The organism is Stenotrophomonas sp. AR029, from assembly GCF_047520695.2.
Classification (GTDB): Bacteria; Pseudomonadota; Gammaproteobacteria; order Xanthomonadales; family Xanthomonadaceae; genus Stenotrophomonas; species Stenotrophomonas sepilia.
In genome coordinates, this window is record NZ_JAXBQQ020000002.1 from 509,924 (window position 1) to 523,141 (window position 13,218).

Here is a 13,218-nt window from a genome sequence, read left to right on the forward strand (position 1 = left end):
GGCTCGCTCATGGCGGACCTGAACATCAAAAGCCACAGCTGCGCCCAGTAGATCCACGCCATGCGTGGATGCCTCTGCTTTGGCGAAGAATCACGCGAACCCGTAGAGCCAAGCATGGCTCTACGGATAACGGACGGTCAGAACGGCTTTGCCAGCACCAGCCACACGATCGGAATGAACGCCAGCAACGGAATCTCGTTGATCCAGCGCAGCGCGCGCGACGACGGCAGCGCCCTGCCCTTGGCCACGCCCTTCAACAGACGGCCGATCCAGCTGAAATACACCAGCAGCACCACCACCAGGCCCAGCTTGGCGTGCAGCCAGCCAGCGCCGCCCGGCGCGACCATGGTCGGGAAATCCGGGATGACCTTGTAGCCCAGCCACAGCACCAGGCCCAGCACAAAGGCCAGGCCGAACATCGAGTGGCCGAAACGGTACAGGCGCAGGCCCATCAGCTGCAGGCGCTCGGTCACCGCCGGCTGGCCTGCGGTCTCGGCCAGGTTGACCAGGATGCGCGGCAGGTAGAACACCGTGGCCATCCACGCCACCACGAACACGATGTGGAAGGTCTTGACCCAGTAGTAGCTCTGCATGCGCTCGCTCCGGCGGCTGGCGTAGATGGGCGCCTATTGTCGCAGTAGAGCCACCTCATGGGTGGCTGCCGCGTCCAATCGCCGCATCAGGACAGCCATGCATGGCGTGGCTCTACTGCGGGTCCGCCACACCCGGGGGCGCAACGCCGTACGATAGGCACCGTTTTCCCTGATCGCGCACCGCCCCATGGACAAGACCTACGACGCCGCCTACTTCCAACGCTGGTACCGCCGCGCCGACATCGGCGGCAGCGCCCGCCTGGCGCGCAAGGTCGCGTTGGCCGTGGCCAGTGCCGAGTACTACCTGGAACGACCGATCCGCAGTGTGCTGGACATCGGCTGCGGCGAAGGCGCCTGGCGCGCACCGCTGCTGAAGCAGCGTCCGAAGGTCGAATACCTGGGCTTCGACAGCAGCGAGTACGCTGTGCGCCGCTATGGCCGCACCCGCAACCTGCACCTGGCCAGCTTCGGCGATTTCGCCTGGCTGCGGCCCTGCGCGCCGGTCGACCTGCTGGTGTGTTCGGACGTGATGCACTACGTGCCCGACCGCGAGCTGCGCGCCGGCCTGGCCGGCGTGGCCGAGCTGACCGGCGGTGTGGCCTTCCTGGAGACCTTCGCCGCCGAGGACGCGTTCGAAGGCGACCACGACGGCTTCCAGGCCCGCCCAGCACGCTGGTATCGGCGGACGCTGGCCCGGCACGGCCTGCAGCCGGTAGGGTCGCACTGCTGGCTCGGCCCCGCCCTGGCAGGCGATGCCGCCGCGCTGGAACGGATGTGAATCCGGATTCATTATTTTCAGCCAACTTAACCTGCGGGACACCAGGATGGGATATGCTGCGCGGCAACATATGACCATACATATTCGGTCGTCATGCTCTATCAACTGCACGAACTGACCCGCAACCTGCTCGCCCCCTGGGTGCACCAGGCCCAGGCCAACGCCAAATTCTTCGCCAACCCGGGCCACTGGTGGTCGCAGATGCCCGGCGCCGATCGTCTGGCGGCGGTCAATGAGCTGTTCCACCGCATCGGCAAGGATTACGAGAAGCCCGAGTGGGGCATCAACGAAATCGAGGTCGACGGCGAGCGCGTGCCGATCGTCGTGCACGAGGAAGTGAGCAAGCCGTTCTGCAAGCTGCTGCGCTTCAAGCGCCACAGCAATGAAGCCGACCAGCTGCACACCATGCTCAACCAGCCGTTCGTGCTGGTGGTGGCACCGCTGTCCGGGCACCACGCCACGCTGCTGCGCGATACGGTGCGCACGCTGCTGCGCGACCACCGTGTGTACGTCACCGACTGGGTGGACGCGCGCATGGTGCCGGCCAACGAAGGCGAGTTCGGCCTGGACGACTACATCGCCTACATCCAGGAGTTCATCCGCCATCTGGGCGTCGAACGCCTGCACGTGGTCAGCGTGTGCCAGCCGACGGTACCGGTGCTGGCCGCGGTTTCACTGATGGCCAGCCGTGGCGAGCCGACACCGCGCACCCTGGTGATGATGGGCGGCCCGATCGATGCGCGCTGCAGCCCGACCGCGGTGAACAACCTGGCCACGCAGAACCCGCTGTCGTGGTTCGAGAACAACGTCATCCACACCGTGCCGGCCAGCTATCCCGGCGCCGGCCGCCGCGTGTATCCGGGCTTCCTGCAGCACGCCGGCTTCCTGTCGATGAACCCCAGCCGCCACTTCAGTTCGCACTGGGATTTCTACACCGACCTGGTCAAGGGCGACCTGGAAGACGCCGACGCGCACCGTCGCTTCTACGACGAGTACAACGCGGTGCTGGACATGCCGGCCAAGTACTACCTGGATACCATCCGCGTGGTGTTCCAGGACTTCCTGCTGCCGCGTGGCGAGTGGGTGGTCAACGGCGAGAAGGTCGACCCGTCGGCGATCCGCGATACCGCGCTGCTGAGCATCGAGGGCGAACTGGACGATATCGCCGGCCTTGGCCAGACCGAAGCAGCGCAGGCGCTGTGCACCGGCATTGCTACTGACCGCCGCGAGCATTTCATCGTCGAAGGCGCCGGCCACTACGGTATCTTCAGCGGCCGTCGCTGGCGCGAGGTGGTGTATCCGAAGGTGCGCGACTTCTTCGCTGCCCATGCCGAGGCACCGGCGGCGAGGGCCACGAAGAAGAAGAGCAACGTCACTCCGTTGCGGCGAAAGGCGGGCTGATTCCCGGCAGGGGTCGGATCCCTTTCCAACGGGAAGGGCACTGACCCAGCATGATGGGATCCGGGGTCAGAGCCCTGTTCTGCGAACAGGAATCCGACCCCTGGCCTGTTACAACCGCACCAGCAGGTTCTTGGCAATCAGCCCGTGCAGCTTGCCGATGCCCCGTGCCAGGTGCATCGTCAACAGCAGCAGCAGCACGCCCACAGCTGCGATCACGATGCCCACCAGCGGCGAGGCGGCCATCGGCAGCACGTTCACGCCATCGACGTAGACACCCGGAATGTCACCGCTGAACAGCGCGGCCACCGGCGCCCAGATGAACCCCAGCGACAGCGACAGCAGCGTCACCGCGATGGTGAAGTAGACCACGCCCAGCGGCAGCATCAGCACGAAGTACAGCAGGGTCAGCCAGGTACGGCCATCGGTGAACATGTCGCCGATGCGCTGCAGCCACGTGCGGCTGCGGTCGGTGTAGCGCGGACGGCGCGGCATGCGCTCGCCCAGCAATGCTTCCACCAGCCGCCCTTCCAGCAGCGCCAGCCCGCGCACCGAGCCGAAGAACAGCACGGTCAGCGGAATGCCGACGATCAGGATCAACAGGCCGAGCGAGAGCGACAGGCCGGTCACCACCCAGGTGAAGAAGAAAATGCCGGTGGCCAGCGACAGCAGCATGTAGAACAGCGCGCCATAGGTATGCGGATCGGCCACCACGCCGAAGAAGCGCGCCAGCAGCGAGCGTTGCACCGGCGCCGGCGGCGGTGAGGCCGGCTCGACGCCACTGGCTTCCGCCGCCGCACGCAGCACCGGCGCGGTATCCGCACGCGGCGTGCGCAGCGCGCGGTTCACTGTCACTTCGGTCTCGCGGTAGATGTCGGCCACTTCGTCCGGCGCGCCATAGCTGCCGGCAACGTCGGCGATCACCTCGGCCTCGCTGCGGCCGGGCTGCGCGGCCAGCTCCGAGCGCAGGTATTCCTCGGCGTCGTACAACGCGTCCTGCACCATCGCCGGATCGGCACCTTCCAGCGCAGCGCGCAGCTGCGCCAGGTACTGCGGAATGGTGGTCGGCAGGGCGCGGCCTGCCAGGCTCGGGTCGTTCATTGCGGTACCCCCTCCAACACGGAATCGACGGAATCGCGGGTGGCCTGCCACGCCTGGCGCCACTGCGCCAGCACCTCGCGGCCACGTTCATTGATGCGGTAGTAGCGCCGCGGCGGCCCGCTGCTGGACGGCTCCACATGGCTTTCCAGCAGGCCGGCGCCCTCCAGGTTGCGCAGCACCGGGTACAGCGCGCTCTGCTTGCCGCTCAGCACGCCCTCGCCCACCCGCTCCAGCTCCTTGGCAATGAGGTAGCCGTACAGCGGCTCCCCGGCCCGGGCCAGCACCGCCAGCAGGGCCAGCGACACCGTTCCGGCGCTGAGCTCCTTCTGGAACTTCTTCAGGTGGACATCGTCCTCGGACATGGCCGGCCCTCCACTACGTTGAAGTCCACAGTAGTGCGAAGTTCGGTATAGCGAATGTGTCGTTAGTCACTCTGCCGGTTGGCGTGACCGGATTGCTCGCGCAGAATCGAAGCCTCGTTCATGTTCCGGGGTTCCCATGCCGCACCGCCGTCGCCTTGCCCTGACCGCCCTCGCCCTCGCCTGCCTGCTGCCCGCCATGGCCAGCGCGGCCTCGCCTTACCGCAGCCCGCAGCAGATCTTGGACGCCTCGCCGGCCAGCGACTGGCGCACGCCGGACCCGGCCAACCTGCTGTACATGGACCTGCCGGCCGGGCGCGTGATCATCGAGCTGGCGCCGCAGTTCGCCCCGCGCCATGTCGCCAACATCCAGACCTTCGCCCACGAGCACTTCTGGGACGGCACCAGCATCTACCGCTCTCAGGACAACTTCGTGGTGCAGTTCGGCAATGCCGACGCCGATGACGCGGCCAAGGCCAAGCCGTTCGGCAGCGCCGCGCGCAAGCTGCCGGCTGAATTCGAGCGCGCCAGCGCTGGCCTGAAGGTCAGCGTGCTGCCGGATCGCGATGGCTGGGCCGCGCAGACCGGTTTCGTCGACGGCTTCCCGGTCGGCCAGGACCCGCAGGCCGGCAAGGCCTGGCTGGCACATTGCTACGGCATGCTGGGCGCCGGCCGCAGCAACGAAGAGGACAGCAGCATCGGTGCCGAACTCTACGTGGTGACCGGCCAGTCACCGCGTCAGCTCGACCGCAACATCACCCTGGTCGGCCGCGTGCTGAAGGGCATGGAACTGCTCAGCGCGACCCCGCGCGGACCGGCGCCGATGGGCTTCTACACCGACCCGAATCTGCGCACGCCGATCGTGGCGATCCGCCGTGCCAGGGACGTGCCGGCGGCCGAGCGCACACCGATCCAGGTACTGCGTACCGACTCGAAGACCTTCGCCGATACGGTGGAGGCGCGGCGCAACCGCGTGGATGATTTCTACAAGCGCCCGGCGGGGCATATCGACCTTTGCAATATTCCGGTGCCGGTGCGGTGATGGTTTCCGCACGTTACGCGTGCTGAAGGTACTTCACTGTTCATGGGCGTCACTTTTCTTTTCGCGCGAAAAGAAAAGTAACCAAAAGAAACGCGCCGCCAGGTCGCGAGCCGCCGTGCTTCGCACGTCGGTCCCCTGCGCTTCTCGGTGAATCAGGGGACGGTGTACAGAAGGCAGCCGACTAACAGTCGGCTCTACAGGACATCGGCGCCTCTTCGCCCCTGATTCCCCTGCGATGCTCGGCTCGCTCAAGGCGGACGCAGTTCAAAGGCCACAGCTGCACCCAGTAGATCCACGCCATGCGTGGATGCTCTTGCTGTTGATCTTGACCTTCCAGTCCGCCTTGAGCGAGCCGAGCACCGCAGGTCCGGCGAGGGCGAAGAGGCGCGGGTGTTTGAGCGCAGCGAGTTCCCGCGCCGTCCCTCGACGGGCCGAGGAGCGCAGGGTACCGGTGCGCAGCACCGGCTCGCGACCTGGCGGCGTGTTTCTTTGGTTACTTTCTTTGCACGAGCAAAGAAAGTGACACCTCCCCGCAGGCGCGGAAATGGGCCCGCCGGGCATGGCGCGGTGCTACCGCTGCGCGCGCGCGCTCAGCCCTTCTGACTCACCGCCACGCTACCCAGAATCAACGCACCGGCAATCAGCATCTGCAGCGTCACCGGCTCATCCAGGAACAACCACGCAAACGCCGCACCGAACAACGGAATCAGGTAGGTCACCGTCGACGCCCGCGACGGGCCGATACGACCGATCAGGCGATAGAACATCAGGAACGCCAGGCCGGTACAGGCCACGCCCAATGCGATCGCCGCGCCCCAGGCCTTCAACGGAATCGCCGCCTGCGGCCAGTGGCTGACCGCCATCGGCAGCATCCACAGCGAGGCGCACGACAGCGTTGCCGCCGCGGCGGCGGCCGACGGCAACCCGGTCATGTGCCGCTTCACCAGGTTCACGCCCAGGCCGTACAGCAGCGATGCCGCCGCACCGGCCAGCACTGCGGTGCCGATGCTCAGGCCGGAGACCTTGGCCGTGGCCAGCACCACCACGCCGGCGAAGCCGACCAGCAGCGCCCCGGCACGACGCATGCCGATCTTCTCGCCGAAGAACAGGAACGCGATCAGCGCGGCGAACAGCACCGTCATCGCATTGCAGATCGCACCGATCGCGGCCGGCGCCTGCTCGGCGGCGTAGGCAAACAGCACGAACGGCAGCGCTGAGTTGATCAGGCCGATCGGTGCCAACCACAGCCAGCGGCGCGGCGGGAACTGCGCGCGAGCGCGCCACAGGAACGGCAGCAGCACCAGCGCGCCCAGCACCAGCCGTACCTCGACCAGCGCGAATGGGCCGAACGACGGCACCGCCACCCGCATGAACAGGAACGAGCAGCCCCAGATGGCGCCCAGCAGGGTCAATTCCAGCGGCGTGCGCCAGTCGCGCTCGGCCGCCTGTGGGATCGCATTCATGTCCTGCCTCCGTCCATCGTCTGTTCCTCGCCAAGGCAGACAGGATCAGGCGCAGACGCCCGCCGCACAAGCGCGTAGTATCGCTGTCAGCCACAAATATGGTTTGAGGCTCGACATGCTGCTCCGTCCTTCCCTGCTCCCCGCACTGGCCGTGTTCGCGGTCGCCGCACGCCACCAGAATTTCGCCCAGGCCGCGCAGGAGCTGCACCTGACCGCCAGCGCGGTCAGTCACCACGTGCGCCGCCTGGAAGAAGTACTTGAAGTTCGCCTGTTCCTGCGCCACGCCCGCGGCGTGCGCCTGACCGCCGAGGGCCGGCAGCTGGCCGACGCCGCCAGCGCCGCCTTCACCGATGTCGCGGCGGTGGCCCATCACCTGCAACCGGATGCCGACAGCGTGCCGCTGCGGATCACCACGCTGCGCTCGCTCTCGTACTGCTGGCTGCTGCCGCGACTGCCACGCTTCACCCAGGCCTATCCACACATCCGCATCGAGCTGCACACCGGCAGCGGGCTGGATCGCTACGACGACAACGGACCGGAAGTCGGCATCCGCTACGGGCTGGGCCAATGGCCGGGCCTGCGTGCGCAGCACCTGATGGATGACTACCTGTTCCCGGTGGCCTCACCGGCACTGGCCGGGGTCGAAACGCTGGTCGATCCGGCGCGCATCGCCGAGCTGCCGCTGCTGACCGACCTGTCGCCGCAGGGCTGGCGCGACTGGTTCCGCCACGCCGGCGCGCGCCCGCCGTCGCCGATGCCGCCGATGCACACCTTCGCCGACAGCACCGACGCGATGCGTGCAGCGGTGTATGGCATGGGCGCGGTGCTGGCGCGCACCCACATCGCCCAGCCCTACCTGCAGCGCTACGAGGTGGTACGCCTGCCCGGCCCGGCATTGAAGGCGCGCTATGCCTATCACGTGGTGCACGCAGAAGGGCAACCGCCGAGCCCGGCCGCGCGCCTGTTCATCGACTGGTTGCTGGAACAGGCGCAGGACGAGCGCACGCCGATTCCGGCATTGCCGGACAGCCTGCTCGGGCGGCCGGCAACGCACGCCTGACTGCGCCCTCACCCGTTCTTTGCCTCACGCTGGCTAGGCTGCTGGCGAACCCACAACGTACCTATGCCATGGCCATGCTGCGACTGCGCATCACCGGAACCGAAGACGACGCCCGCGCCATCAGCGACCTGCTGCTCGGCCTGGACGGCATCGAACATGTCGAAGAAACCGACGACCTGATGCCGCACATGGACGACGACGATTCCAGTTCGGCCGGGCTGTCCGATGACATCGGTCCGGGCATCCACGAGCTGGAAGTGGAAGTCGGCAATGAAAGCACCGCGCAGAAGGTGCGCGATGCGGTGCAGGAACTGGCGCTGGAACTCGATGTGTTCGTCGAGTACGAGACCGACGAGGGCTGATGCCGGCTGACGGCCGGCATCGGCCTTCATCTCAGGGGTTGGGCGGTAGCTTGCGACGGCGGCGACGCCACCATGCCCGCACACCCCAGGCCGCGATCAAGGCCAGCACCGCCACCGGCAGCAGCGCGGCAGCAGCGCGGATCAGGAACGCAATGCTGGTGCTGAGGATGCTGCCCGACTCGCTCAGCGCCTCGCCGATCTCGCTGCGGCTGCGCTGGCCAGAGGTGGTGTCGAAGTGGATCGCCACCAGCTGGGTATCGATGCGCCGACGCTGCTGCGCGGCGTCCTTGTTGGCCTGCTCGACACCCGCCTCGATCTCCGACAGGCGCGTGGTGATCGCCATCAGGTCGTCGACCTTCAGGTCCTTGCGGTCCTGGTAGGACAGCAGGCGGGCGTGCTCCTTTTCAAGCCGCGCCTTGGTCAATGCCGTGTCGGCCACCGCCTGCGCGAGATCCTCGGCGCGCGTATTGCGGGACTGCAGCTTGCCGCCTTCACCAGCCATCGCGATCAGCGGCTCGGTGCCCTTCGGGGCGATGCGCACCTTCACTTCACCGCTGGGCTGCTCGCCGCCGTGCTGCTCGACCTGCAACACTGCACAGTCACCGAACTTCGCGCTCTGGCAGGCCTGGGCGATCTGCTGGATGCGCGGTGCGATCTGCGCCGCCTCCAGCTGCACCTGCACGTCGTGTTCGTAGGCCAGGAAGGCGCCTTCCGGCGAAGCGATGGCCGCCTCCGCGGCCGTGGCGCCCGCATCCCCCACCATGTCGCCCTGCTTGGCGCAGGCGCCCAGCGCCAGCAGCAGTACCGGCAGCGCCGCCCTGCGCGTCCACGCTCGCACCGGCCTCACAGTGCCGCTCCGTCGTAGGAGGTCACCGAAAGGCCAGCCAGATCCACCTGCGGCACGCAGCGCACGTTCACCGCCACCATCGGTGTGCCGGTGCGAGGGTCGACCGCTTCGCTGTAGGGAGCGATACCACACTGGCGGCAGTGGTGGTGGTCGATGTGGGCCTTGTTGAAGTGGTAGGTGGCCACGTCAGCCGGATCGGTGGCCAGCTGGAACGCCGCACGCGGGGCGAACCACAGCAGGCTGCCGCGACGCCGGCACATCGAACAGTTGCAGTCGATGACGTCGCTGATCGGCGCCTCGGCCTGTACGGTGAATGCGATCCTGCCGCAATGACAGCTTCCTTGGTATTCCATGTCCTGCGCTCCTTTGGAGGGTCCTTGAATCCGCCCATGGTAATCCTATGGCACGGGGACAAAGCAGCGACGGGGCCCTATGCTCAGGGTTTGACCCCGTACAGGAATGCCGATGCGCCCGCATCTTCTTGCCCTCGCCCTGGTCGCCGCGCTGGCCGGTTGCCAGCCGGCCGACGCCCCGACCAATGCTTCCACCCCGGCCGCCAGCCAGCAGGCCGGTGACGCGGCGGTCGACGCCGCCTTCGCCGATCTGTCCAAGCGCGCGCTGGACACCTGGATGCAGCTGTCGCCAGTCAGCGCCACCCAGATCGGTGACCACCGCTACGACAGCGAGCTGGACGACCTGAGTGCCGCCGGCCAGCAGAAGACCGTGGCCGCCTACAAGGCGCTGCTGGGCGAGCTGGACAAGATCGAGGTGGCCAAGCTGGGCCGTGAGAACCAGGTGGACGCAGCGATCCTGCGCAACCAGCTGCAGTCGGAAATCTGGAACGCCGAAGTGCTGCAGTCCGGCAAGTGGGACCCGCAGCTGTACAACGGCATCGCCGGCAGCGCGATCTACGGCCTGATGGCGCGCGAGTTCGCACCGCTGCCGGAGCGCCTGAAGGCGGCCACCGCGCGCATGGAGAAGCTGCCGGCGATCTTCGCCCAGGCCCGCGAGAACCTGGACCCGGCCCGCGTGCCGAAGATCCACGCCGAGACCGTTGCCAAGCAGAACAAGGGCATCCTCAGCATCGTCGATACCTTCATCACCCCGCACATCGGCGAACTGCCGCAGGCCGACCAGCAGCGTCTGCAAGCGGCCATCGACGGCCTGAAGAAGGCCGTGGACGAGCAGCAGACCTGGCTGGACAAGACCCTGGTACCGAACGCCAAGGGCGACTTCCGCATCGGTGCGGAGAAATACGACCAGAAGCTGAAATTCGCGCTGAGCTCCTCGCTGTCGCGCCAGGAGATCGGTGAGCGTGCGCGCGCCGAACTCAAGCGCGTGCGCGAGGACATGTACGGCATCGCGCAGACCGTGCTGAAGGACAAGCCGGGTGCACCTGAGATGCCGGCCCAGCCGACCGACGAGCAGCAGCAGAAGGCGATCGAGGCCGCGCTGGAACTGGCCTACGCCGACAAGCCGGCACGCGACAAGGTGGTCGACGATGCCAAGGCCGCGCTGGAGCAGTCCACCGCGTTCGTACGCGAGCACGATCTGATGACGCTGCCCGATGCGCCGGTGGACATCATCCTGATGCCGGAATTCCAGCGTGGCGTGGCAGTGGCCTACTGCGATTCGCCGGGCCCGCTGGACAAGAACCTGAAGACCTTCTACGCCGTGTCGCCGATTCCGGACGACTGGAACGAGAAACAGGTCGACTCGTTCCTGCGTGAGTACAACTCGCGCATGATCCACCTGCTCAGCATCCATGAAGGTACTCCGGGCCATTACCTGGAAGGCTGGCACTCGGCCAAGTTCCCCTCGACCCTGCGTGCGGTGTTGCGTTCAGGCCTGTTCGCCGAAGGCTGGGCGGTCTACACCGAGCGCATGATGCAGGAGCAGGGTTACCTCAACAACGATCCGCTGTTCCACCTGGTGCAGCTGAAGTTCTACCTGCGCACGATCTCCAACGCGATCCTCGACCAGGGCGTGCACGTGGACAACTGGGATCGCGAGAAGGCGATGCACCTGATGACCCACGACGCGTTCCAGCAGGAAAGCGAAGCGGCGGGCAAGTGGGTGCGTGCACAGCTGACCTCGGCACAGCTACCGACCTACTTCGTCGGTGCGCAGGAACACTTCGACACCCGCAAGGCGGTGCAGGAGAAGCTGGGCGACAAGTTCAACCTGAAGGCGTACCACGACCAGGTGCTGTCCTACGGCGCACCCCCGGTGCGTTTCGTACGCCAGCTGATGCTGGACCAGCCGATCGAGTGATCGGGGTGGTGTAAGTTGGAAACGGAACGGCCCGGGCAAACCCGGGCCGTTTCTGCAGGCCGCCCCGAAATGACGGAACGGAGAACTCAGACGACCACTGCTGAGTAGACTCGAGCGGCGAGATCATGCGCGACGCCCATATTGACCAGTGCAAAATCAGACTCGTCTTCCCCACCGGTCTTTTTGACAATCTCCTGCAACTGGTACCTGCGCTCATACGAGGCCAGCACATCGCCAACGTCGCCTTTCGAACGGGCAGCACAAACGATCACCTTGCATCCTGCCTGTGCAAGTTGGTCGATCAGACCATCCACGGTTCCGGAAACATCACCACGGTTGAAAATTCCGATCTTGCATCCGTTGATCTGAACTATTGCACTGAAGTCGAGCTTGTGGCCAATAGCCTCAAACGAAATCAATCGCGTGGCAGAGTGCGCAGCCAGCAGTCGATACAACATGAGAAGCGTCGAGCTCTTTCCCGAGTTGCTGGCGCCACGAAGCGCGATCAGCTGTTTTTTCATTTTCGAAGTCCATTTTCAGGGTTGAAATAATGCTGCCGGAACCTGGCAGCGAGCACACACATCATGCCACCGAGTTGCACCGGATTCAGCGGCATTGAATGGCGGCAATCCAAGTGTCGGCACCCGCCTGGTTCACGGGACTCTGCGGTCTTCAGACACCATCGACAGCCCTTTTGCCATCTCCGCTGAAGGCCCTCACTTTAGCTCCAAGTAGTTGCCTAAACTGCGCTTCAGTGCACCCAGTCTTCGCACACCCTTGCGGCACCAGCGTCGCCCGTACCGGCGGCTGCATTTCACTCAGTGGCACCGCGTCACGCAACTGCTCCTTGGTGGGATAGACATATACCAACCGGTAGTGCGCCCTCCCGCTGTGCCCACGCCAGCGTTCGAACTGCAGCAGGCCACCGATCGGTGTCTTCTCGTACTGCCCCGGCAGGCTGTAGTCGCTGATTCCCAACGCCGCCAGCACCGAGCCGATGTTGGAATCGTGACCGACCAGCAGGGTCACCTTCGGCGACGCCGGGTCGTCGAACAACGCATTCACTCTTGTCAGCAGCGGAGCGGCCACATCACGCGCCACCTCGGGCGTTCCGAACAGGATGTCCTGGTAGCGGTTGCGGATCTGCGCCAGCGCCTGCCATTGCGCCTCGGTGGTCAACCGGCCCCAGCCTTCGCGGGGGATGCCACTGCCCTGGTAGTGCTCCATCAACAAGGCATCGACCAGCCCGCTGGCCAGCGCCAGTGATCCGGACGCGCGAGGCTCCTTGCCCGGTTCCGTACTGAAGGTGGTATCGGCCAGCGCCAGATGGCAGTCGCTGTGCCCCTTGCATGCCGCCGACTGCGGATAGCGGGTGATCTCCTCCACCACGGACAAAGCCGGTGCCAGGTCCACTGCGGCCAGCTCTCGCTGCATTGACTCCAGCACGCGCGTGCGGAATGCCGCGTCGTCGTTGTGGATCACCGGATCGAACAGCGGATCCATCGTCCCCAGCGCCATGCGCTGTTCGACCGTGACATGGCAGCCCGGAAACGCACCGGCAATGAAGAACTGCGCGGTGGCCTGGGTGCGCTGCAGGCTGTTGGCGTACGCGTGGAAGTCATCCTCCTGCGGGCAACCCGACACCGGCAACAGCTGCGCCTGGCGCAGCCACTGGCCGATGTAGCGCCCCATGTAGACCTCCAGCACACCGCCCTTGGTGGTCAGCTCGCCCGGTGCCACCTCCCAGCGCGGCCAGTCCTCGGGCGTCGCATTGGCCAGCGCACCGGAGGCGACCACTGGCGCGCGCAGGTTGTGGCGGCTGAGCAGGACGACCCGCTCGAGCTGGTCGCCGTCCATGGGTGCCGGCGCAGCCGTGGCAACCGTAGCAACCGTGGCAACCAGGCTGAGTGCCAGCAACAGGGAGCGCAGGGGGCGGATCAT

Annotated in this window: 14 protein-coding genes; 6 read left to right on the forward strand and 8 right to left on the reverse strand. The window is 66.2% G+C overall.

Annotated elements, in window-relative coordinates:
• Positions 1–137: 137 nt before the first annotated feature.
• Positions 138–593: a CopD family protein gene (locus tag ACM0PB_RS08915; protein WP_053497082.1), complete on the reverse strand. Its 456-nt coding sequence runs from the start codon at positions 591–593 to the stop codon at positions 138–140.
• Positions 594–780: 187 nt separating this feature from the next.
• On the opposite strand from ACM0PB_RS08915, the gene ACM0PB_RS08920 reads away from it, so the two are divergent.
• The gene (locus tag ACM0PB_RS08920) at positions 781–1,371 is read left to right on the forward strand and encodes a class I SAM-dependent DNA methyltransferase (RefSeq protein ID WP_065186374.1); all 591 of its coding nucleotides are present in this window, start codon (positions 781–783) and stop codon (positions 1,369–1,371) included.
• A 93-nt stretch (positions 1,372–1,464) separates the two neighbouring features.
• Positions 1,465–2,772, forward strand: a complete 1,308-nt coding sequence (locus ACM0PB_RS08925) for a polyhydroxyalkanoate depolymerase (protein ID WP_065177441.1) — start codon at positions 1,465–1,467, stop codon at positions 2,770–2,772.
• Positions 2,773–2,880: 108 nt separating this feature from the next.
• Here the strand turns inward: ACM0PB_RS08925 and ACM0PB_RS08930 are convergent, their stop codons facing one another.
• On the reverse strand, positions 2,881–3,870 hold the full coding sequence (locus tag ACM0PB_RS08930) for a sensor domain-containing protein (RefSeq protein WP_065177442.1): 990 nt from the start codon (positions 3,868–3,870) through the stop codon (positions 2,881–2,883).
• Positions 3,867–4,232 carry a PadR family transcriptional regulator gene (locus ACM0PB_RS08935; protein WP_004150914.1) on the reverse strand — a complete coding sequence of 122 codons (366 nt, stop codon included), beginning with the start codon at positions 4,230–4,232 and terminating at the stop codon, positions 3,867–3,869. The genes ACM0PB_RS08930 and ACM0PB_RS08935 overlap by 4 nt, the downstream gene beginning before the upstream one ends.
• 136 nt (positions 4,233–4,368) lie before the next feature.
• On the opposite strand from ACM0PB_RS08935, the gene ACM0PB_RS08940 reads away from it, so the two are divergent.
• On the forward strand, positions 4,369–5,271 hold the full coding sequence (locus ACM0PB_RS08940) for a peptidylprolyl isomerase (protein WP_414604700.1): 903 nt from the start codon (positions 4,369–4,371) through the stop codon (positions 5,269–5,271).
• Positions 5,272–5,861: 590 nt separating this feature from the next.
• On the opposite strand, the gene ACM0PB_RS08945 is transcribed toward ACM0PB_RS08940, so the two are convergent.
• Complete coding sequence (locus ACM0PB_RS08945; RefSeq protein ID WP_065177444.1) at positions 5,862–6,734, reverse strand: DMT family transporter; 873 nt, start codon at positions 6,732–6,734, stop codon at positions 5,862–5,864.
• 115 nt (positions 6,735–6,849) lie between these two features.
• On the opposite strand from ACM0PB_RS08945, the gene ACM0PB_RS08950 reads away from it, so the two are divergent.
• Together ACM0PB_RS08950 and ACM0PB_RS08955 are read left to right on the forward strand one after the other, a co-directional pair.
• Positions 6,850–7,794, forward strand: a complete 945-nt coding sequence (locus tag ACM0PB_RS08950) for a LysR substrate-binding domain-containing protein (protein ID WP_005415832.1) — start codon at positions 6,850–6,852, stop codon at positions 7,792–7,794.
• A gap of 68 nt (positions 7,795–7,862) precedes the next feature.
• Positions 7,863–8,156: a hypothetical protein gene (locus tag ACM0PB_RS08955; RefSeq protein ID WP_005415831.1), complete on the forward strand. Its 294-nt coding sequence runs from the start codon at positions 7,863–7,865 to the stop codon at positions 8,154–8,156.
• 31 nt (positions 8,157–8,187) lie between these two features.
• Here the strand turns inward: ACM0PB_RS08955 and ACM0PB_RS08960 are convergent, their stop codons facing one another.
• On the reverse strand, positions 8,188–9,003 hold the full coding sequence (locus ACM0PB_RS08960) for a DUF4349 domain-containing protein (RefSeq protein ID WP_065186376.1): 816 nt from the start codon (positions 9,001–9,003) through the stop codon (positions 8,188–8,190).
• Positions 9,000–9,356 carry a GFA family protein gene (locus ACM0PB_RS08965; RefSeq protein WP_053497067.1) on the reverse strand — a complete coding sequence of 119 codons (357 nt, stop codon included), beginning with the start codon at positions 9,354–9,356 and terminating at the stop codon, positions 9,000–9,002. The genes ACM0PB_RS08960 and ACM0PB_RS08965 overlap by 4 nt, the downstream gene beginning before the upstream one ends.
• A 112-nt stretch (positions 9,357–9,468) precedes the next feature.
• On the opposite strand from ACM0PB_RS08965, the gene ACM0PB_RS08970 reads away from it, so the two are divergent.
• Positions 9,469–11,277, forward strand: a complete 1,809-nt coding sequence (locus ACM0PB_RS08970; RefSeq protein ID WP_065186377.1) for a DUF885 domain-containing protein — start codon at positions 9,469–9,471, stop codon at positions 11,275–11,277.
• 86 nt (positions 11,278–11,363) lie between these two features.
• Here ACM0PB_RS08970 and ACM0PB_RS08975 read toward each other — a convergent pair whose 3' ends face one another.
• Both ACM0PB_RS08975 and agp read right to left on the reverse strand, forming a co-directional pair.
• The gene (locus tag ACM0PB_RS08975) at positions 11,364–11,798 is read right to left on the reverse strand and encodes a hypothetical protein (protein ID WP_005415827.1); all 435 of its coding nucleotides are present in this window, start codon (positions 11,796–11,798) and stop codon (positions 11,364–11,366) included.
• A 151-nt stretch (positions 11,799–11,949) separates the two neighbouring features.
• Entirely contained in the window at positions 11,950–13,218 is a 1,269-nt protein-coding gene (gene agp / locus ACM0PB_RS08980; protein ID WP_164229791.1) for a bifunctional glucose-1-phosphatase/inositol phosphatase, read from the reverse strand.